The organism is Acetobacteraceae bacterium (assembly GCA_039613835.1).
Classification (GTDB): Bacteria; Pseudomonadota; Alphaproteobacteria; order Acetobacterales; family Acetobacteraceae; genus Sorlinia.
Genome location: CP154827.1, coordinates 732,788 through 751,222, shown reverse-complemented (window position 1 = coordinate 751,222; position 18,435 = coordinate 732,788). Strand labels below are relative to the sequence as shown.

Here is an 18,435-nt window from a genome sequence, read left to right as displayed (position 1 = left end):
CTACCCCCCCTGCATCGGGGAGAGAATTTCAACCCGCATTTCCGGCTGGATGATAAAGGCGGCGCGCTGATCTCGCGCGATGAAGGTGCCATTGACCGCAGTGGCAACGGTCTTGCACGCGCTAGGATGGGCCGCCACCAATTCAGCGAGTGACGTTGCGTCCGTCTCAATGATGTCACCATTGACAAAAATCTTCATGTCCGCACCTCCTGAAGCAAATGGATAAGCGTCTCGGCACAATAGGGGGCCATGAGGAAGCCATGTCGATACATGCCATTCACATGCCACCGCCCATGCTCGTAGATGACGCGGGGGATATTATCCTCAAAAGCCGGGCGCACGCCGGCCCCCATTTCCAATATTTCAGCCTCCGCGAAGGATGGGTGCATACTATAAGCGGCAGAGAGAAGTGCCATTACGGATTGCGCGGTCGGCCGACCCGCGAAACATGTTTCCACCATTGTCGCGCCGATCATATAGACGCCGTCATCACGCGGCACGATGTAACAGGGAAATCTCGGATGAAGGAGGCGGACGGGACGTGAGAGCCTCAGAAGCGGATTTCTCACGATCAGCATTTCCCCGCGCACGCCACGCAGGCCGCTCAGATGGTCGGCGGATTGCAGAGCCCGGCAGTCAATGATCTGGCGCGCATGTGGCGCCTTTGTGAAAGCGACATTTTCCGTCCGGAGACGGCTCTCCAGACTGGCCAGCGCTTTTCGCGGGTCAAGATGGCCTTCATCGGGAAAAAACAGGCCGCGTGAAAATTGATCTTCGAGATCCGGCTCAATCTCTCCTGGTTTAACCCAGCGGTGATGCGATGTGCTCTGGCTGAAACGTTCCAACTCACGTTGATCGCGCGGGGGTGCAACCACAAGCGTGCCATTATGCTTCACGCCCGGCACATGTTTTGACCACCATGATAAAGCGCGTTGCCCGTTTGAGATGATTGGTGCCGGTGCCGTCTCACCTTCACAATAAGGGGCGAGCATCCCGCCCGCGAGATGTGAGATGGAGGCGGGCGCGCCGTCCGGCACGATAATTTCCACGCTGTAACCGGCGTCATGCAACATGGTCGCGCAGGTCAGAGCGGCAACGCCACGACCCAGCACGGCAAAGTCCGTTTCAGCCCTGGACATCGGCGCGCGTCTGTGAGTTCTGGCATGTCCCGATAAGGGGATGTGGCCGTGTCAACACGATTATTTATCCTTCCTACGCCAGTATTAACTGGATCAGGTTCAAAGGGTCGCTGCACCTCTGGCATCATGCGCCAGATTTACAGCCTCTCAGCCCTTTTGGCAGGGCTCCCCCGGGTCGTGACTCGTATAATACGAAGGTCGCGCGACCATGTCAACGCCTATCCCACGATGGTCAGTTTCTGCATCACAATGGCGCGTGACATCTTGAAAGATGGTCGCGGAAAGTCATCTTGTTGAGAGGGTTTAAACATAATCGACGCTTTCCGCGGGCGCCAATGGCGCATTCTGACGGAGAGAAGGGAGCGGGTAAAATGGGACAGAAATTACGTTTCAAGGTCGAAGGCATGATGTGCGAGGGATGCATCTCGACATTGCGCAAAACCCTGTTCCGTGAAGCGGATGTCAGCGATATTGCGATTTCATTGGAACGACGTGAGCTTGAGCTGACGGTGTAAGCGCCATCTGTCACGCCGACACATATCCTTCAGATTGTTGAAGATGCCGGTTATTCTGCCGCGCAGCTTAATTAGGCCAAAACCCGGCATTAATACTGGTTTTGCGACAGGGACGCTTCATGTCTGACAATCTAACCCTCCGTATCAGCGGCATGAGCTGCGCCAATTGCGCAGCGCGTCTTGAACGTGTGCTGAACCGGCAGGAGGGCGTGGCGGCCCGGGTCGATTATGCGTCAGAGCGAGCGGCCGTCACTTTAAACGGGCCAATTACGCCGCCAGATATCTTCGCGGCCATTCGCAAAGCGGGTTTTGACGCGGTGGATGAGCGGGCGGTCGAGCAGGATACGCAACCAGCCCGGCGCCTTCTCGGCCTCGACCGGGACATGATTTTACTGACACTGTGCGCGGCCTTCTTTTTCTGCACGATGCTGGTCATGTGGGGAGGGTGGCATATACCCTTTTTATCATGGCCCGAACTGGTCATCGCCAGCTTTGTGCAATTCTACCTTGCGCGGCATTTCTATCATCGTGCCTTTGCTTCCCTGAAGGGCGGCGATGCCAATATGGATGTGCTGGTGGTGCTGAGCACATCTTGCGCCTATATTTTTAGCGTCTGGAATATGTTTCGCGGGGACGGGGCGGATCTCTATTTTGAGACGGGCGTCTTCATTATCTTCTTTGTTTCACTCGGCAAATGGCTGGAGGCGCGGTCCAAGGCGCAGGCGGCGGCGGATCTTGAAACTCTCCTCGCTTTTGAACCTGACTTGATCCATGTTGAAACGTCGGAAGGCGTTATTGATCGACCCGTTGAAAGCCTTCAGGTCGAGGATATCTTTATTATCCGGCCGGGGGAAAATATCGCTGTTGATGGCGAGGTGATCAGCGGGGAATCAGAAGTTAACGAAGCGATCCTGACGGGGGAGGCGCACCCCGTTTACCGTCAGGTGGGCGATAAGATTTTCGCGAGGACAACCAACATCAATGGCGTGCTGAAACTGCGCGCGACGTGCATCGGTGCAGATACAGTCGTGGCCCGCATGGTCGAGACTGTGAGAAATGCGCAACTGACGAAGGCGCCGATCTCGCAGTGGGTGGATCGCGTGACGCGCGTCTTTGTCCCGTCAATTATTTTGGTCGCCATCGCCACTTTTTTATTGTGGTTTATGCACACGCATATCTTCCTGACAAGCCTGACCTCCGCCATCGCCGTCATGGTCATCGCCTGTCCCTGCGCTCTGGGCCTGGCGACACCGATTGTGCTGATGGTCGCTGGAGGGCGGGCTGCACGAAGCGGCATATTGATGCGCAATGCTGCGGCATTTGAAACGGTATCAAAATCCGACACCATTATTTTTGACAAGACGGGGACATTGACGCGCGGGCAATTTGAAGTCACGGACGTGATCCCCGCGAAGGGTGCCTCGAAATATGATCTGCTGTTGACTTTACTTGCCGTCGAAAATCATGCCGTGCACCCTCTCGCACGCGCTATTGACAATTATGCACGGTCTCACGCCATTGACGAGGTGGAGGTGACGCAATTCCGCATCATGCCGGGGCGCGGTGTTGCCGCGCAAATCGGGGATGACGCCGTCATGGCGGGTGCGCCAGCTTACTTCATCTCTGAGGGGTATGCGTTACCTGAGACCTTGATTCAACCGCTGGAAAATCAGGGCAAGACAATTGTCGTCGCGGCACGTGCGGGCCGAATATTGGGCGTTATTGCCTTGGAAGATACGCCACGCATGGACGCGAAACCCGTCATCGAAACATTGCGCCGTAAAAATATCACGCCGGTTCTCCTGACGGGAGATCATGCCGCCTCCGCCAGGCATGTTGCGTCACAGCTCGGCATCACAAATGTCCATGCCGGTATATTGCCGGAAGGGAAAGCCAGGCTTGTCAGGTCCATGCGTGAAGACGGGCATCGTGTGGCAATGGTGGGCGATGGCGTCAATGATGCACCGGCGCTGGCCAGTGCCGATACCTCGATTGCGATGGGCTCGGCCGCCACGATATCATTGAATCACGCCGATATCATCCTGATCCGCAATGACCTGTCGGCGATTAACGACCTCATGCAGCTTTCCGGCGCGGCTTCGCGCAAAATCAAAACCAATCTGGCGCTCGCCTTACTTTATAATCTTTGCGCCATTCCTGTTGCGGTGATGGGTCTCTTGACGCCCGCCGTGGCGTCGGCGGCGATGGCGCTGAGTTCACTTTCCGTCGTGATGAACGCGCTGGCGTTACGGCGTTGGCAGCCCGGCAAAAACTGAGTTGGATATCGCGGCACTACATGAATGCAATGAACAGGGCGGAACGATTCACGCGAATATGACGCCCACTTGATGACCGACGGAGGTGTAAAAGCGTCGTTCGGGCGGAAATCAATATGATTACAAATGAGGGTGAGTAAGGCGTTGATGAGGACTTGGTGGTGGATTGCGGCCTTACATCGCTGTGAAGGGCGAGGACTGTCACAGCCTTTTCACCGTTGTCGATAAATGGCAATTTAATTGTAAGGCTATGATTTTCCGGCAAGTTTTCGCCGGACGGGGTGCTTTGGGACCTTCATGGATCCTGAAGAGGGTTTACAACGTTAAGCTCGTAACCGTCCCTAATAAACGATGAGATTTTGCCAAGTTCTTCGTCACGGAAAAAGGTAAGGAGGCCTCATCGAAAGTGCTTCAACGTCCTCAATTATCCAAAATTCGTCGAGATGAAATTTTTGATCTTTTGGCGCTCATGGTTGGCCGGAGTCCACCCGTCTTGAATGACTCGCGTTGGCGCATGTTTCAGGAGGGGCAAACCCCTCGAGATAGTGAAGCTGCATTTTTTATTTCAGATTCAATGATTTATTTTGGAATCTGGGATGATGGACAGGATTGTTTCCTCGTCCCAAGGTCAAAGAGGATGCGGGGATCAGCCTGGATACCTTTCGCCCATTAATTTGTGAGATCCGCCCGCCTCAACGCCCCGCCTTGTCACCTGCACGCTCACGTTGGGATTGTTGCTGCATGTAATACTGGTAGGATGCGACTTCATTCTGCTCCTGCACGGTTTCGACAGCATTGATTTTCCGGCTCATTTCTTCCGGCGTGATCTGCGCTGCCTGCGGCGGCGGTTTCGGATCATCGCAGCGTGTCATGCCGATCGCCAGACTTGCAAACCCGATCATGTTTGCTATCCGCTTGAAGCGCGTATATCGCATGTTCGCCCCCTTACAAGCCAACTTCAGTATCGATCTGGCGAGACCCTTGTTCCACATCGGGCCGACAGGTCCGGCCAACCGGGGCATTATCACGCGCAGAAGTTAAAATCCGGAGAAGCCGCGCCCACTCTCCACTTGCCAGCCTGGACGTCAATCTATGACTTCCGCCTTGCCGCCTCATCAGCCGCATGTTGTTGGGTCTGCATCATCTGATATTGATAAGCCAGGGCGTTATTACGCTCAAACTCACCATGTATGGCTGCGAGTTGCTGCTGTTTCGTAACAGGGTCAAACTCCGTTGTCTGGGGTGGCGGGGTTGGGTCGCCGCAGGATGGCAGGGCCAGGATGACAGCGAGCAAGCCGTAGCGGCGCATGGCGAGAAGGGTCATTTACCGGTCCGTGGGCATTGATGGTTGGGCTGCACACGCGTCTCCGTGCGGGTCATGGCGACCAGCATGGCCTGGCCAGGTGCGAACTCGCACAAACGACCGACTTGAGCTGAGCTATACATAGCATTGCCGTCTTTATAGGCGATCTGCACGCCATTGACGAAAGTTGTGTCCGGCACGATGGAACCTGCCGCGGCACCGGCGACGCCCCCGCCAAGCCCGCCCAATGCCGCGCCGGCATTGGAATGCCCGACACCGAGCCCGAGCCCGAGCCCGAGCCCGGCGCCTAAAATCCCGCCCGCAATCTGCGCCGCTGTCTGATTACGGGAATTATTGACCTGTACACGTGCGGGCGCCACGCCGATAATCGTGATGATCTTGAGGGCCTGACGTTGATTAACCTCGCCCGCCATATACGTGTCCGATCGATTTTCCGTGCCCGGCGCCGCGCAGGATGTCACGGCGATCAGGGCGGAGAGGGATGCCAGGGTTGTCACGCGGGCGGTCATCACGAAGTCCTTCTGAAACTGTCAGAAATGACACGCGATGAACGCCGAAGAGTTTCATTAAAACCTCGTAAAGAGACGCTCCGAAACCACGCGGGATGAAAGGCTGAGCCTAGAAATCCGTCTCGATTTTTGGGTTGATGGCATACTCATGCAGCAGGGACATGACGTGGCTCGCATTTTCGGACAGCCCGACGACGAGAAGAACCGTCAAAATGACGATGATCACAAGCAGAAGCGTCCGGGACCGTGTCGCATTTGGCGATGGGAGGGGCGTGCCAAGCTGATTGAAGAAAAACAGCCGACGCGCCTCATATTCATCCCGTCGTTCAATCAGAAGCGCGATGAAGAGCGTCAGCACCCATCCGATGAAAGTCCACCCGAGAAAGAGGTTGAGCAGGAAAAGGGCGGGCAGGTGATGCGTGTTGCGAAATGCTGCAATGATACTGGGCAGGAAATAAAGACATGCAAAAAATAGAAGGATGAACAAGAAGAATTCCATGGGTCAACTCCTGACTGACGCCCGAGAAGCATCAACTAAAACAGGAGAGGTTTCAAACGCTTTTCTCATTTGGGAACAGCAGGGGCCATCTTCCTCTTACGCGAAGTATTCGACGCGTGCCGTGGAGATAAAACCGGTCGGCATTAATTATTTTTCAGGAAATGCCTGCAATGCGGGGCCGATTCGTTCAATTCGGCCCAAAAGCCGCCGCCCGACGCCAGTCTAAAAATGACCGGGCGGGATCGCGTTTAGTTGATGGCAACTTCACAGATAACATAACATTTAGATTATATAATTTGTTACAGAAAACACGGCAATGTTATGAGTAAATCATTAACAGCATGTGAGATTTTTGTCGTGTTAACGCACTCGAAGGGGATACACGATGAAAAGAAAATTAGCGGCCATGATGCTGGCGACGGCCTGTCTAACCCCTGTCCCGATCACAGCTCACGCACAGCAGGTCTGGAAAAACCCTGACGCGACGCCTTCTGAGCGGGTCGAATCCCTCCTGAAGGCTATGACGCTCGATGAAAAATTCGTCATGCTGACCTCTGAATGGGGCGCTGCCTATAAAAGTTACAGAAAACCAGCAGGGGCTGTCGGCTCAGCCGGGTATAGTGCAGGTAATAAGCGCCTCGGCATCCCGGCATTACAATCGACCGATGCTGGACTTGGCGTTACTAACACCGTCAATATGCGCCCCGGGGATGGTGCGACAGGATTACCGAGTGGTCAGGTCATTTCCGGAACTTTCGACCCCACCTTTGGATATCAGGGTGGTCGCATGATCGCCACTGAGGCGGCACATCGCGGCCTTAACGAGATATTGGGTGGCGGCATCAACCTCGTGAGAGACCCGCGTGGCGGGCGGAACTTTGAGTATGAGGGAGAAGACCCGATCCTGGCAGGTGATGTCGCCGCAGCATTGGTCAATGGCGCGCAGGATCAGCACGTGCTCTCGACCATCAAACATTATGCCCTTAATTCGATCGAGACCACGCGAAGGGAAATGAACTCGGTCAATTGATGAGCAGCCCATGCATGAATCTGACCTGCTGGCTGTTAAAATCGCGATCGATAAGTTCGATCCGGCATCCGTCATGTGCGGTTATAACCGCGTCAATGGCGTGCATGACTGTCTGGACCCCTATCTGCTGATAACCGTTCTGCGTCAGGAATGGGGCTATAATGGCTATGTCATGAGCGATTGGGGCGCTGTTTATGACGGTGATGCGGCCTGGAAAGCCGGGTTCGACCAGCAATTCGGCCTGCCTTTGGATAAAGAGGCCTGGTTCGGCGATTACATGAAGAAGAAAGTCATCGCCGGGGAAATCCCTGTCTCAGTCGTCGATGAAAAATTGCGCCACATTCTTTATCTGATGTTCAGAAACGGGCTTTTTGAAGCACATGCGCGCCCGACAGAAACGGCGCAGGATATCGCTGAGCACACGGAAGTGGCGCAAAAAATTGAGGAAGCCGGTACCGTCCTTCTCAAAAACGACCATAATATTCTGCCGTTGAAGCAAGGACTGCGCAAAATCCTCGTCATTGGTGGTCATGCGGATAAGGGCGTCATGACCGGTGGTGGCAGCGGCGCCGTCACACCTCGGGGCGGGGCCCGGTGCGCGGGGATGTGGCCAATGATGTCCAGCATTGGCCACATCCCATCGGCTATCTGACCGGCGCGCCGCTTGATGCGCTGAAGGCTGAAATGCCTCATGCGCAAGTGACGTTTCTGCCAGGAGATGACCTTGATGCGGTGAAGAAAGCCGCGAAAAAGGCGGATCGCGTTATTGTCTTCGCCTCAAAATGGGCATCTGAGGTTATTGACGACGCGGATCTGTCCATGCCGCAGCATGAAAACGCTATGATTGAGGCAGCGGCAAAAGCGGGTAAACCGGTCATCGTCGTGCTTCAGACAGGCAACCCCGTCCTGATGCCCTGGGCCGACCATGTGGATGGTATTCTGGAGGCATGATTCCCCGGTTCAGGGAGAGGGAAGGCGATTGCGCGTCTTCTGACCGGCAAGGTCAACCCGTCGGGACGGTTGACGACCACCTGACCCGCGTCCGTTTCACAATTGCTGCGGCCGGAAGTGAAGGGAATGGGTCTGGATTTCTCTCCCTTCAAAAACCATGCGCCGGCAGATTATGATACGCAGCTGAATCTCAATATTGAAGGCGCCAATGTCGGCTATCGCTGGTTCAGTCTCAAAGGGGAGAAACCGCTTTATCCGTTTGGCTATGGATTGAGCTACACATCCTTCACCCATACCGGCCTCAAAATTGACCCGTCAGAAAATGGCCTCGTTGCTCATACCAAGGTGACGAATACGGGCAAGCGCGCGGGTGCCGATGTCGTGCAGATCTACGTCAATCTGCCCGATGGATCTCCCGAGGGTCTTGCCGGATATTTGCGGGTTCAACTCGCGCCCGGTGAGTCGAAGGATATCGCCATCCCGCTTTCCTCCTACGCACCCAATGTTTCGACACCGCGTCGAAACATTGGGTGCGTAAGGCTGGTGCGTATCGCTTCCGCGTTGCCACAAATAGTTTTGACAATGCGGGCCCGTCTCTGACGTCTGAGCTTGCGCAGAAATAAAGAAACAGAAAAATGAAAACAGAAATCGCGCAGCGCCCGGAAGCTGCGTCGGTGAGAGTGGCGATGCTTGCATCGCTCCTCATCGCCTGTGTCCCTGTGCCCGCACGGGCACAGCTGACGAACCTTAACGGCGTTTCCAACGCCACCATTGAAAGCCGGAAAACGTTACCGGGGCCGGAATGTCAACGTTACGACCCGATGATCACACAAGGATCTGAGTCACCCATTATCACGACCTGTGACACGCTGGCGCCTGGCCAGTTCGGGCTGAGGAAATTCCTTGGAGATCGCGGATTTTTATTTGAAGGATTTTACACGGCTTCCATGATTTATGACGTGTTGGGACATCAGCATCGGCCCCAGCTCTATAATGGTCAGCGGTCGAATTTCAGCAGTAATCTCTGGCTGAATATGACGTATGATCTTGAGCGGGTCGGCCTCAATCCCGGCTCCCAACTGACTGTCTCCATGAATAGTTGACAAAGTACTTATACGGGCGCCGGCATCCGCGCCACCTCACTCAGCCAGGCGACCGTTCTGCAGAAGTTTTTTGATGGGCACGTGTCGGTACTTTACGGTTACTACGCGATGCTCGGCCAATTTTACGGGATGTTTTTAGGCACGAGCACCGCATCCTCGGCTTTGGGGCCGTTAAGCATCATCCCCAATCAGGTCGGGCTGTCAATGTATACACCCACCCCGGGAGTGGATGTCAGAATCTACCTGCCCGACCGTCGTTTCTATAACCATATCGGCGTGGCGCGAAGCCAGAGTGCCCTTGGCTTCCTGGCGGACTCCCGTGCCAACCCGTCCGGTGTCAAATTTCAGGTCGATGGCACACGTGCCATCGTCGTGGATGAAATTGGTTTCAGGGTTCATCCGCAAAGTCATATCAAAATGACGTGGTTCCGGGCCGATGGGATCTATAATGCGACGCCCTACCGGGATTTCCGCACGAACCAATTTAGCTCCAGCAATAATGCCTGGTATGTCGTTCTTGACCGGTAATTGCTGCAGCCGGACCCAAAAAATCCTTATCTCGGGTGGCACGTCGAGCTCAAGACCGACCATGCGGATCGCCGGAGGAACATCTTCACGGATGATTACGCCGCCACGATTTACGCAATCGGACCGTTGAAGAGCTGCCCACGCGATATGTTATCGATCGGCTTCACGTATAATAAAATTGGTCCCGCTGCGATGCACAGTTTGCAGGCCGGAAATGGCCGCGCGTTTGACCATAGCACGACAACATCCGTGGCCTATGCAGCCCATGCCATGCGGGGAGTATATTTCACCACAACCGCCTCTTATACGACAAAGCCCTTTATTGCCGAGGCGAAACCCGACGCCTTCTCGCTTCAAGGTAACCTGACATTGTCTTTCTGACCTTCTCCCGCGTCGAGAGACATATTTGACGATGGGTGGTTTTACTCGAAACTATCAATCATGCCGTCCGACAGGTAAATTATTTATCGTCCTGACGGTGAAAGCTTTTGCTTCAATGCGCACCGTCAGGACATTTGCGCCCCTCCGCCAGACATTTCCGGCATCGCCACTTGCCTCAAATCTGAACCTCTTAAACGTGCCAATACGCGACCTTCCCGCAAGTCTTCTGATGGACTGCGCGCGGTTAATCTTAGATCCATTCTGGAAGAGTGATTCGGGCATTCCAGTATGTCAGCGTAAGAGATTCACTGAAAATAAAATTGGTTGAATGCTGCACAGCTGACGGGGTGCGTGTTTAAAAGTCGTCGTCACGCATCTTTCCATCTATGCCAGTGTTACGGTCAGTGTCGAACCTGTCACCGCCGCTTCCACCTGCGGCGGCGTTAAGAGTAAATTCCGATAACTGATATAATATTTTCCAGTTTCCTCACGTCGTATTTGATCAGCTAATGACCATTAACGTCGCAAGGCCTTCCAATCCCGTCCCGGCTTATTAGGAAGCCAATCTAGGTGGAGAGTTTTATGAGAATTTCCCGTTTATGCGCAGTTCTGCTCCTTTCAGGAACCGCGCTTATTTCATCGAACAACGTTGCCCGCGCTGATGGCATTGACAGGCCCAATGAATTTTACTGGCCGACCCGCCTCGATCTTAATCCGCTTCGCTTCCATAACCCGGATAACGTGCCTTACGGGGCGGGTTACAGCAAAGAATATGCCAAAAAATTTGCAACGCTTGACCTCAAGGAAGTGCGCGCTGACATCATGAAGGTCATGATGACGTCACAAGATTGGTGGCCAGTTGATTTCGGCAATTACGGGCCGTTTTTCATCCGTATGGCGTGGCATAATGCCGGCACTTATCGCAGTCTTGACGGGCGCGGTGGTGAGGAGGGCAGTCAGCAACGTTTCGTACAGCTGAATTTCTGGCCGGATAATGCCAGCCTGGACAAAGCGCGGCGCCTTCTCTGGCCGATCAAGCAGAAATATGGCGAGAGGCTCTCATGGGGTGACCTCATTGTTCCGATGGGTAACGTTGCGCTCAATTCCATGGGTTTCAAAACCATGGGCTTTGTCGGCGGCCGCCCGGATGACTGGCAGTCTGAGCTCGTTTATTAGGGGCCCAGCACGACATTTTTCCCGACCAAGGGGGCCCAATCAGGGCAAGCTTGATGCCCACGGCAATGCCACGCTTGAGAAGCCTCTGGCAGCGACCGTGAAGGGCCTGATTTACGTCAACCCGGTAAGGCCCCGGTGGCGTGCCGGATCCGGTCAAATCTGCCAAAATGACGCGTCTGGCTTTTGGCCGGATGGGCATGGATGATGAGGAAACGGTTGCCCTGATTGCAGGGGGTCATACTTTCGGTAAATCCCACGGCACCGTGCCCTCAAAATGCATCGGCCCGGCACCTGACGATGCCCCCGTTGAGCAGCAGGGTCTTGGCTGGAAAAATAATTGCGTCAAAGGGGCCCCGACGCCGAATGACGCCATGACGAGCGGCATTGAAGGCTCCTGGACCGGCGACCCGCTGAAATTCACGAATAATTACGTCAATAACCTGCTAAAATATGACTGGGTCAAGACGAAGAGCCCGGCCGGGGCCTATCAATGGATGCCCAAGACCGGTGGCAGGGTCGTGCCTGACGCAACGGACCCGCGTGACCCCAGCAAGCGCCATCCGCTGATAATGTTCACGACCGATATCGCGATGAAAGTGGATCCGATCTATCGCCGCATTATTGAGCGCTGGTCGAAGCACCCGAATGAGTTTGCTGACGCGTTCTCACGTGCGTGGTTCAAGCTCGTCGTCCGCGATATGGGGCCGACATCACGTTATGTGGGGAGTGAAGTCCCGAAAGAGACGTTTGTCTGGCAGGATCCACTCCCGAAGGCCGACTACAAAATGATTGATACGGCGGACATTGCCAGCCTCAAATCCGCCATCGCCAATACGGGACTGTCCGACCGTGAGCTGATCAAGACAGCCTGGACCTCAGCCGCGTCACATCGCATAACGGACCATCATGGCGGTGCGAACGGCGCACGCATCAATCTGATGCCGGAAAATAACTGGGCGGTAAATGACCCCGATGAGCTCCAGAAAGTGCTGCCGAAGCTCGTTGAGGTGCGGGACCACTTTAATGGCAATGACAGTAGCGGCCGGAAGGTCTCCCTGGCGGATATCATCATTCTGGGTGGTAATGTCGGGCTGGAACGCGCGGCCAAAGCGGCAGGTGTCACGATTGATGTGCTGTTTGCGCCGGGCCGCGTCGACGCCACACAGGCGCAGACGGACATTAAGAATATGAGCTTCCTGGAGCCAAAGGCGGATGCTTTCCGGGAAATTCTGAAAATGACGACCCATACGGGATTCGAACCCGTGTTGCCGCCGTGAGAGGGCGGTGTCCTAGGCCTCTAGACGAATAGGTCAAGGCAAATACATTTTAGCAGAAACCAGCATGATGGCAAGGGAAATTAATGATGCTGCGAAATTATCGGGCCGAGCGCTTCCCCACCGAGAATATGCATATGGAAATGTGGCACTTCCTGCCCCGCATTTTTGCCGCAATTGGACACGAGGCGGTAACCGCCACAGGTCAAACCCGCCTGACGCGCCGAATCGCCAATGGCCTGGAAGAAACTCACGATTTCCTCCTGACCGGCATGGGCGCTGAAATCGTCAAAGGACCGATAACGCCCTTTCGGGATGGCGAGGAGGTGCACGCGCGCCTGAGGGAACTTGTCCCGGAAAACAAGCACGTGGTCATTTTCAAAAATCACATCGGCATCGAGCTCATGGCGCAGGATTCGGGCGAAGATGTTATCATCGTCATGAGTGTTTTCAGTCATTTCAGGTCCTCGCACTTATTGGCTTCAGCTTTTGGTCAGGCAGGTTTTTCCACACGGGATGTTTTCTCAGCGATGCTGCTCATGGCTTCACGGCGCTGAAGCTCCCGCCAGATTTCCTGCGGGGCAATTCCGGCATCGACCCAAAGCACGATCAGATGATAGAGCACATCGGCACTCTCACTCACCAGCTCATTCGCGCTGCCTGCCACCGCTTCAATAAGGCACTCAACCGCCTCTTCCCCGAATTTCTGCGCGATTTTTTTGCGCCCGCGCAACAATAACCTGGCGGAATGGCTCAGGGATGGGTCGGTCCCGCGACGTGAAAGCACGGTCTCATGCAATCGATCGAGCACGGCAGCTGTGATATCATCGCCCGCGCGATCCCGTTGGCCTTTCTCTATTTCCAGCAAAACAGAGGCGACTTTCTTCTTGCCCGAAGCTTTCTTGGTGCGGGATTTCTTCACGCCTGACGCTGTGCGCGTCGATTTGCCTGATGAAAGGGCCACAATTGCTCTCCTTGAAACCGTCAATCGTCTTGTTAAGCGCCCGGGTGGGATGCAGGATCCATTCTGACAGGCAATCCCGCCTGATGTAAGGCGTGTTTCACATCGGTGATTGTCAGATCACCGAAATGAAAGACACTTGCCGCCAGCATCGCGCCCGCCCCGGCCTGCGCCGCCTCAACAAAATGCCGGGCCGATCTGACCCCGCCTGAAGCAATGACCGGCACCTCGACCTGACGGGAAACAGCATGGAGCAGGTCAATATCGAAACCCTCCCGCGTGCCGTCGCGGTCCATGCTGGTCAATAAGATCTCGCCAGCCCTACGCCGCGCGGCTTCCGCCGCCCAGGCGACGGCATCAATGCCCGTGCCTTTCCGCCCGCCATGGGTAAAGACCTCCCATCTGCCAGGCGCGGACGCGCGCGCATCAATGGCACAGACAATACATTGCGCGCCGAAGCGTGACGCCCCCTCGCTGATGAGTTCAGGCCGTTTGATGGCGGCCGAATTGACAGCGCATTTATCAGCCCCGGTGAGGAGAAGCCGGCGCATATCCTCACTTGTGCGCACGCCGCCCCCCCCACCGTGAAGGGCAGGAACACACGTGACGCCACGCGGCTGACGAGGTCCAGCAATGTGTCACGCTGGTCCGACGTGGCGGTGATGTCAAGAAAGATCAATTCATCCGCCCCGGCCGCGTCATAAATGGCCGCCTGCTCCACCGGGCCCCCGCATCGCGGAGGGAGACGAAATTGACGCCCTTCACAACGCGACCATCGGCGACGTCGAGACAGGAGATGACACGCAGTTTAAGCATGGGCTCCGCCTAATATCTGGCGTGCTTCGTCAATCGTGAAGCAATTCTCATAAAGCGCGCGCCCGATGATCGCCCCTTCAATATTCGGGGCCGTCAAGCACGCATCCTGCATTTTAAGGGCGATATCTGTCACGGAAAGGTCACTTTCGTCCGCCCAGCCTTCTGTTGCGACGCGACCCCGCCGAGCGTCAATCCCCGCAATGATCCGCCCCGGAAATTGCTGACATGCCTCCCGCACAAGCTCTGGGTTTTTGACGGCGATGGAACCAAGTATGACGCGGGAAATCCCTAATTCCAGCCATGCCGCAATCGATTCAAGGGTTCGGATACCGCCGCCAAGCTGAACCTTCATATCCACAGCGCCAAGAATGCGCCTGATCGCCTCTGAATTGCGGGAGACCCCTTCAAAAGCGCCATCCAGATCCACGACATGCAGGTAATGGCACCCGGCCTTCTGGAAAGAGGCGACCTGCAAAGCCGGGTCATCCACATAAGCGGTTGCCGAGTCCATTTCCCCCTGACGCAGGTGCACGCACCGCTCGTTTTTGAGATCGATCGCCGGGTATATTGTGAGAGATTGCCTGGGCATAAAAACCTGATTTGTGATGAGTTGCGGAAAAATGCCTATCTGGCCGCCATGTTCGTCGGTGACCATGTCAGAAAATTGACCAGAAATTGAATCCCGACATGCTGGCTCTTCTCGACATGGAACTACGTGCCGCAACGATTGCCGCGCGCGACGATGGCGGGGACCTTCCCGCCATAAGTCGTGCTGGCGATGACGTCCGCCGGGTTATAATCCTGCAAGGCATAGGAGTGCACGAAATAACCATGCTCCCCCGGCGCGATATTTCTGAGCAGGGGATGGGCGTCCGGTTCAAATTCGAGATCGTTCCAGCCCATATGGGGCAGGCGAAGGCCCGCCTTGCGCGCCTCCGACATGATGTCGACCGTGCCGCGTATTCACCCGAACCCAGTCGTCTCACCATGTTCCAGACCACGCGCGGCCATAAGCTGCATGCCGACACAGATACCGAGATAAAGCGTCCCCGCCTCTGTCGCGGCATGGAGTGCGGTGAGGAGCGGCCCTTGCACCGCTTTGGCGCAATGATTGAAAGCACCCTGCCCGGGTAGGACCAGACGGTTCGCTGTCATGATGTCGTCAGGATCACCACTGATGATCACGTCAATTTCCAAACCCGCTTTTTGCGCTGCGTAAGCGACGGATTTGGATGCAGAAGCCAAATCGCCACCATTATGGTCAACCACGACTATTTTCTGTTTCATACCATTCTCAAATCTTCGCGCATCGAACATAAAACCCCCTTGAATTTCAGCAAGGTAAATCGATGCAGCGGCGACGAACTCCTCTAGAGACTGCCCTTGGTGGAGGGAACGGCCTCGCCCGCCCGGGGGTCATGGGCGCAAGCCATGCGCAATGCCCGCGCGAAGGCCTTGAAGCCACTCTCCGCGACATGATGATCATTTTTACCGCATCTTTTATTGATGTGCAGCGTCAAGGCCGCACTCATGGCGAAGCCTCGGTAAAATTCCTCCAGGAGGTCCGTATCGAGCTCACCAATCCTGTCACGGCTGAAGGACATGTTAAAGGCGAGAAATGGCCGCCCTGAGAGGTCAATCACCACCTCTGACAAGGCTTCATCCAGAGGGACAAGGGCATGACCAAAACGGGCGACACCTTTTTTATCGCCCAATGCATCCGAAAATGCCTTACCCAAAGCGATACCGACATCCTCAACCGTGTGATGTCCGTCGATCTGAAGGTCTCCATGGCACCGAACGCTCAGATCAAAGGCCGCATGTTTGACGAGCGTGACGAGCATATGATCGAAGAAACCGATACCTGTATCGATGTCACCGACCCCTTGACCGTCAATATTGATGGAGACGTGGATATCCGTCTCACGCGTCTTGCGCTTCACCGTTTTTTGTCGAGCATTTTCCATGATCCGTGTTTAGCCGATTACCCACCCCCATGCAAAGTCCTTCCAACACTCGCGTAAAAATGAGTTCGTGTTAGACTGCCACCGGCTTCGTCAGGCGGGAGGGTGTGATGCCGGATAAAAACAAGGCGATAGAGGTCCTGCTGAGTCGGGCCTCGACGGATCGGCTCATCGCGCCGGCGCCGAAAGGGTCTGTGCTCATGCAGATCCTCTCAACGTCCCTGCGCGCGCCGGACCATGGGCGGATGCGCCCCTGGTGTTTCATCACGGTGACGGGCAACCACCGCGCGGCATTTGCCGAACTGCTCATGGCGGCGATGCGCTGGACGGACCTGGAAGTGAAGCCCTCCAAGCTTGAGAAAAAGCGGGTACGCTACGCGGAGGTCCCGATGACGATCATTCTGGGTATGGATCTGCACCCGAATGCCAAAATCCCGGTTGAAGAACAGGTCATGGCCGTGACGGCGGGGGCGATGAACGTGCTTAATGCTTTGCATTCTGAGGGTTTCGGCGGAATGTGGGTTTCCGGCGCTTTCCAGAATGATGAGACATTCCGCGAGAAGCTCGGCTTCATCCGTAATCAGAAAATCGCAGGTTTTCTGCAGGTCGGCACGGTTGAGGGGCGCACAGCGGAAACAAAAAGGCCGGATACGGACCTGTATCACGCGCGCTGGAAGGGTGATCCTGTCGCATTCGGAGCGGATAAGTGAATACGGAATTCGAAATCATCATCATCGGTGGGGGCGCGGCCGGCCTGTCCTGTGCATTATCGATGGATCGTCTCGGTTTCCACGTCGCGGTGATTGAGCAGGCGCCGGAAACCGCGTTGAAAAATCCCCGCTTTGACGGGCGGGAGCTCGCTTTGACGCACCACACCATCGCCTGGCTTAAAGATTACAATGTGTGGTCGCATTTCGCGCCTTCCCAGGTCACACCTCTACAACGTGCAGATATTTTATCCGGGCATGATGCCGCACGCGCGGCGCGGAAACTTCTTTCATTTCAGTCCATGGACACACCGCCGGAAGAGCGGGCACCGTTAGGCTATCTTGTCGCCCATCACGTCATCCGCAAAGCCCTTTATGAAGAGGTCAGGAAGCGCGAAAACATCACCGTCATTTGCGGGAAAGACGCTTTGCGCAGCGGCGCGCACGCTGAAGAAGCCTATATGGACCTCAATGACGGGCGGTGCTTCCATGCGCGCCTGATTGTAGCGGCCGATGGGCGCTTCTCCCGCGCGCGGGCGCAAAGGGGGATCGGGGCCGTCACCCATGATTTTCGGCGGCATATTCTTGTTTGCCGCCTCAGCCACACCCGCCCCCATCATGATATCGCCACGCAATGGTTTGATGAGGGGCAGACACTGGCCTTTCTGCCCGTTGGGGAGAAGAGCGCAGATGGGCGTGACTTCTCATCCCTGGTTCTGACACTCAAGCCGGATGATATCAGCCGCCTGGCCCATATGGCGGCGCCTGATTTCGTTGACGATATTGCGCAGCGTTTACAGGGCCAATTGGGCGCGATTGATCTCGTCAGTGCGCGCTGCACTTATCCTCTCAAAGCTGTCTATGCCCATCGTTTCCGGGCGGTGCGTTTCGCCCTGATTGGCGATGCGGCGGTGGGGATGCACCCGATCACGGCGCATGGTTTCAATTTCGGACTGAAGGGGCAGGAAACCCTTGCCCGGATAATCGCGGATGGCGCGGGCGATCCGGGGGAGCCGCGCCTGTTGCGCCAGTTTGAAATGGCCCATCGTCGGGATACAATGCCGCTTTTCGCGGCCACGAATGCGATCGCAACGCTTTATACGCGCGATGCCCCCTTGAGCCTGAGATTACGAGAGGCGACATTGCAATCCGTGCAGAACAGCAACCCGCTCAAACGTTTCGTGGCCCGTGTGCTCTCTAACCATTAAGGCCGCCCCGCGGGCAGGACGGCCCTCAAAGGTTTGATCAGTTGTCCGTAGCGCCACCGAACTGCGCAGGCGGC

20 protein-coding genes, 1 tRNA gene, 4 pseudogenes and 1 riboswitch are annotated in these 18,435 nt (G+C 55.6%); of the genes and pseudogenes, 12 read left to right on the top strand and 13 right to left on the bottom strand.

What is annotated here, in order from left to right; all coding sequences use genetic code 11:
- Window positions 1-198 (bottom strand): sulfur carrier protein ThiS, encoded by a 198-nt coding sequence (thiS, locus tag AAYR33_04260; protein ID XAO72121.1) that lies wholly within the window; start codon window positions 196-198, stop codon window positions 1-3.
- Window positions 195-1,139, bottom strand: coding sequence for an FAD-dependent oxidoreductase (locus AAYR33_04255; GenBank protein ID XAO72120.1), 945 nt, complete (start codon window positions 1,137-1,139; stop codon window positions 195-197). Before AAYR33_04255 ends, thiS begins: the two co-directional genes overlap by 4 nt.
- Before the next feature lie 53 nt (window positions 1,140-1,192).
- Window positions 1,193-1,321, bottom strand: a riboswitch (TPP riboswitch).
- 189 nt (window positions 1,322-1,510) lie between these two features.
- Here AAYR33_04255 and AAYR33_04250 point away from each other — a divergent pair.
- Together AAYR33_04250 and AAYR33_04245 are read left to right on the top strand one after the other, a co-directional pair.
- Window positions 1,511-1,654, top strand: coding sequence for a heavy metal-associated domain-containing protein (locus AAYR33_04250; GenBank protein XAO72119.1), 144 nt, complete (start codon window positions 1,511-1,513; stop codon window positions 1,652-1,654).
- A gap of 119 nt (window positions 1,655-1,773) precedes the next feature.
- Entirely contained in the window at window positions 1,774-3,930 is a 2,157-nt protein-coding gene (locus AAYR33_04245) for a cation-translocating P-type ATPase (GenBank protein XAO72118.1), read from the top strand.
- A gap of 692 nt (window positions 3,931-4,622) precedes the next feature.
- Here the strand turns inward: AAYR33_04245 and AAYR33_04240 are convergent.
- The 4 genes from AAYR33_04240 to AAYR33_04225 all read right to left on the bottom strand — a co-directional run bounded on the left by AAYR33_04240 (window position 4,623) and on the right by AAYR33_04225 (window position 6,262).
- On the bottom strand, window positions 4,623-4,865 hold the full coding sequence (locus AAYR33_04240) for a hypothetical protein (protein ID XAO72117.1): 243 nt from the start codon (window positions 4,863-4,865) through the stop codon (window positions 4,623-4,625).
- A gap of 155 nt (window positions 4,866-5,020) precedes the next feature.
- Complete coding sequence (locus AAYR33_04235) at window positions 5,021-5,254, bottom strand: hypothetical protein (GenBank protein XAO72116.1); 234 nt, start codon at window positions 5,252-5,254, stop codon at window positions 5,021-5,023.
- Window positions 5,251-5,763, bottom strand: a complete 513-nt coding sequence (locus tag AAYR33_04230) for a hypothetical protein (protein ID XAO72115.1) — start codon at window positions 5,761-5,763, stop codon at window positions 5,251-5,253. The genes AAYR33_04235 and AAYR33_04230 overlap by 4 nt, the downstream gene beginning before the upstream one ends.
- Before the next feature lie 109 nt (window positions 5,764-5,872).
- Window positions 5,873-6,262 carry a superinfection immunity protein gene (locus AAYR33_04225; GenBank protein XAO72114.1) on the bottom strand — a complete coding sequence of 130 codons (390 nt, stop codon included), beginning with the start codon at window positions 6,260-6,262 and terminating at the stop codon, window positions 5,873-5,875.
- Window positions 6,263-6,647: 385 nt separating this feature from the next.
- On the opposite strand from AAYR33_04225, the gene AAYR33_04220 reads away from it, so the two are divergent.
- The 8 genes and pseudogenes from AAYR33_04220 (at window position 6,648) to AAYR33_04185 (ending at window position 12,708) form a co-directional block, all read left to right on the top strand.
- Window positions 6,648-7,292, top strand: a complete 645-nt coding sequence (locus tag AAYR33_04220) for a glycoside hydrolase family 3 N-terminal domain-containing protein (protein ID XAO72113.1) — start codon at window positions 6,648-6,650, stop codon at window positions 7,290-7,292.
- A 10-nt stretch (window positions 7,293-7,302) separates the two neighbouring features.
- The gene (locus AAYR33_04215) at window positions 7,303-7,944 is read left to right on the top strand and encodes a glycoside hydrolase family 3 C-terminal domain-containing protein (GenBank protein ID XAO72112.1); all 642 of its coding nucleotides are present in this window, start codon (window positions 7,303-7,305) and stop codon (window positions 7,942-7,944) included.
- Window positions 7,899-8,243: a glycoside hydrolase family 3 C-terminal domain-containing protein gene (locus AAYR33_04210; protein XAO72111.1), complete on the top strand. Its 345-nt coding sequence runs from the start codon at window positions 7,899-7,901 to the stop codon at window positions 8,241-8,243. Before AAYR33_04215 ends, AAYR33_04210 begins: the two co-directional genes overlap by 46 nt.
- Before the next feature lie 126 nt (window positions 8,244-8,369).
- Complete coding sequence (locus tag AAYR33_04205; GenBank protein ID XAO72378.1) at window positions 8,370-8,843, top strand: fibronectin type III-like domain-contianing protein; 474 nt, start codon at window positions 8,370-8,372, stop codon at window positions 8,841-8,843.
- A 35-nt stretch (window positions 8,844-8,878) separates the two neighbouring features.
- Window positions 8,879-9,346 (top strand): hypothetical protein, encoded by a 468-nt coding sequence (locus tag AAYR33_04200; protein ID XAO72110.1) that lies wholly within the window; start codon window positions 8,879-8,881, stop codon window positions 9,344-9,346.
- A 24-nt stretch (window positions 9,347-9,370) separates the two neighbouring features.
- Window positions 9,371-10,255, top strand: a pseudogene (locus AAYR33_04195) (carbohydrate porin).
- Between the two features lie 582 nt (window positions 10,256-10,837).
- Window positions 10,838-11,431: a peroxidase family protein gene (locus tag AAYR33_04190; GenBank protein ID XAO72109.1), complete on the top strand. Its 594-nt coding sequence runs from the start codon at window positions 10,838-10,840 to the stop codon at window positions 11,429-11,431.
- Window positions 11,432-11,598: 167 nt separating this feature from the next.
- On the top strand, window positions 11,599-12,708 hold the full coding sequence (locus AAYR33_04185; protein XAO72377.1) for a peroxidase family protein: 1,110 nt from the start codon (window positions 11,599-11,601) through the stop codon (window positions 12,706-12,708).
- Here the strand turns inward: AAYR33_04185 and AAYR33_04180 are convergent.
- From AAYR33_04180 to hisB, 7 genes and pseudogenes are all read right to left on the bottom strand, one after another.
- Window positions 12,671-12,743, bottom strand: a tRNA-Glu gene (locus tag AAYR33_04180). The two genes, AAYR33_04185 and AAYR33_04180, sit on opposite strands and share 38 nt — an antisense overlap.
- A 45-nt stretch (window positions 12,744-12,788) precedes the next feature.
- Window positions 12,789-13,163, bottom strand: coding sequence for an HIT domain-containing protein (locus AAYR33_04175; protein XAO72108.1), 375 nt, complete (start codon window positions 13,161-13,163; stop codon window positions 12,789-12,791).
- 35 nt (window positions 13,164-13,198) lie between these two features.
- Complete coding sequence (locus tag AAYR33_04170) at window positions 13,199-13,573, bottom strand: phosphoribosyl-ATP diphosphatase (protein ID XAO72376.1); 375 nt, start codon at window positions 13,571-13,573, stop codon at window positions 13,199-13,201.
- 128 nt (window positions 13,574-13,701) lie between these two features.
- Window positions 13,702-14,482: pseudogene (gene hisF / locus AAYR33_04165) on the bottom strand (imidazole glycerol phosphate synthase subunit HisF).
- Window positions 14,475-15,056: pseudogene (locus AAYR33_04160) on the bottom strand (HisA/HisF-related TIM barrel protein). Before AAYR33_04160 ends, hisF begins: the two co-directional pseudogenes overlap by 8 nt.
- A 50-nt stretch (window positions 15,057-15,106) precedes the next feature.
- Window positions 15,107-15,769: pseudogene (gene hisH / locus AAYR33_04155) on the bottom strand (imidazole glycerol phosphate synthase subunit HisH).
- An 83-nt stretch (window positions 15,770-15,852) separates the two neighbouring features.
- Window positions 15,853-16,449 carry an imidazoleglycerol-phosphate dehydratase HisB gene (gene hisB / locus AAYR33_04150; protein XAO72107.1) on the bottom strand — a complete coding sequence of 199 codons (597 nt, stop codon included), beginning with the start codon at window positions 16,447-16,449 and terminating at the stop codon, window positions 15,853-15,855.
- A 107-nt stretch (window positions 16,450-16,556) separates the two neighbouring features.
- On the opposite strand from hisB, the gene AAYR33_04145 reads away from it, so the two are divergent.
- Together AAYR33_04145 and ubiM are read left to right on the top strand one after the other, a co-directional pair.
- Window positions 16,557-17,156 (top strand): nitroreductase, encoded by a 600-nt coding sequence (locus tag AAYR33_04145; GenBank protein XAO72106.1) that lies wholly within the window; start codon window positions 16,557-16,559, stop codon window positions 17,154-17,156.
- A complete protein-coding gene (gene ubiM / locus AAYR33_04140) occupies window positions 17,153-18,361 on the top strand; it encodes a 5-demethoxyubiquinol-8 5-hydroxylase UbiM (GenBank protein XAO72105.1) in 1,209 nt (402 codons plus the stop codon). Before AAYR33_04145 ends, ubiM begins: the two co-directional genes overlap by 4 nt.
- Window positions 18,362-18,435 lie beyond the last annotated feature (74 nt).

What these genes read in the sequence shown, in the direction of transcription:
- thiS (XAO72121.1), bottom strand. Translation starts at nt 198, where the DNA reads ATGAAGATTTTTGTCAATGGTGACATCATTGAGACGGACGCAACGTCA.
- AAYR33_04255 (XAO72120.1), bottom strand. Translation starts at nt 1,139, where the DNA reads ATGTCCAGGGCTGAAACGGACTTTGCCGTGCTGGGTCGTGGCGTTGCC.
- AAYR33_04250 (XAO72119.1), top strand. Translation starts at nt 1,511, where the DNA reads ATGGGACAGAAATTACGTTTCAAGGTCGAAGGCATGATGTGCGAGGGA.
- AAYR33_04245 (XAO72118.1), top strand. Translation starts at nt 1,774, where the DNA reads ATGTCTGACAATCTAACCCTCCGTATCAGCGGCATGAGCTGCGCCAAT.
- AAYR33_04240 (XAO72117.1), bottom strand. Translation starts at nt 4,865, where the DNA reads ATGCGATATACGCGCTTCAAGCGGATAGCAAACATGATCGGGTTTGCA.
- AAYR33_04235 (XAO72116.1), bottom strand. Translation starts at nt 5,254, where the DNA reads ATGACCCTTCTCGCCATGCGCCGCTACGGCTTGCTCGCTGTCATCCTG.
- AAYR33_04230 (XAO72115.1), bottom strand. Translation starts at nt 5,763, where the DNA reads ATGACCGCCCGCGTGACAACCCTGGCATCCCTCTCCGCCCTGATCGCC.
- AAYR33_04225 (XAO72114.1), bottom strand. Translation starts at nt 6,262, where the DNA reads ATGGAATTCTTCTTGTTCATCCTTCTATTTTTTGCATGTCTTTATTTC.
- AAYR33_04220 (XAO72113.1), top strand. Translation starts at nt 6,648, where the DNA reads ATGAAAAGAAAATTAGCGGCCATGATGCTGGCGACGGCCTGTCTAACC.
- AAYR33_04215 (XAO72112.1), top strand. Translation starts at nt 7,303, where the DNA reads ATGCATGAATCTGACCTGCTGGCTGTTAAAATCGCGATCGATAAGTTC.
- AAYR33_04205 (XAO72378.1), top strand. Translation starts at nt 8,370, where the DNA reads ATGGGTCTGGATTTCTCTCCCTTCAAAAACCATGCGCCGGCAGATTAT.
- AAYR33_04200 (XAO72110.1), top strand. Translation starts at nt 8,879, where the DNA reads ATGAAAACAGAAATCGCGCAGCGCCCGGAAGCTGCGTCGGTGAGAGTG.
- AAYR33_04190 (XAO72109.1), top strand. Translation starts at nt 10,838, where the DNA reads ATGAGAATTTCCCGTTTATGCGCAGTTCTGCTCCTTTCAGGAACCGCG.
- AAYR33_04185 (XAO72377.1), top strand. Translation starts at nt 11,599, where the DNA reads ATGACGCGTCTGGCTTTTGGCCGGATGGGCATGGATGATGAGGAAACG.
- AAYR33_04175 (XAO72108.1), bottom strand. Translation starts at nt 13,163, where the DNA reads ATGACTGAAAACACTCATGACGATGATAACATCTTCGCCCGAATCCTG.
- hisB (XAO72107.1), bottom strand. Translation starts at nt 16,449, where the DNA reads ATGGAAAATGCTCGACAAAAAACGGTGAAGCGCAAGACGCGTGAGACG.
- AAYR33_04145 (XAO72106.1), top strand. Translation starts at nt 16,557, where the DNA reads ATGCCGGATAAAAACAAGGCGATAGAGGTCCTGCTGAGTCGGGCCTCG.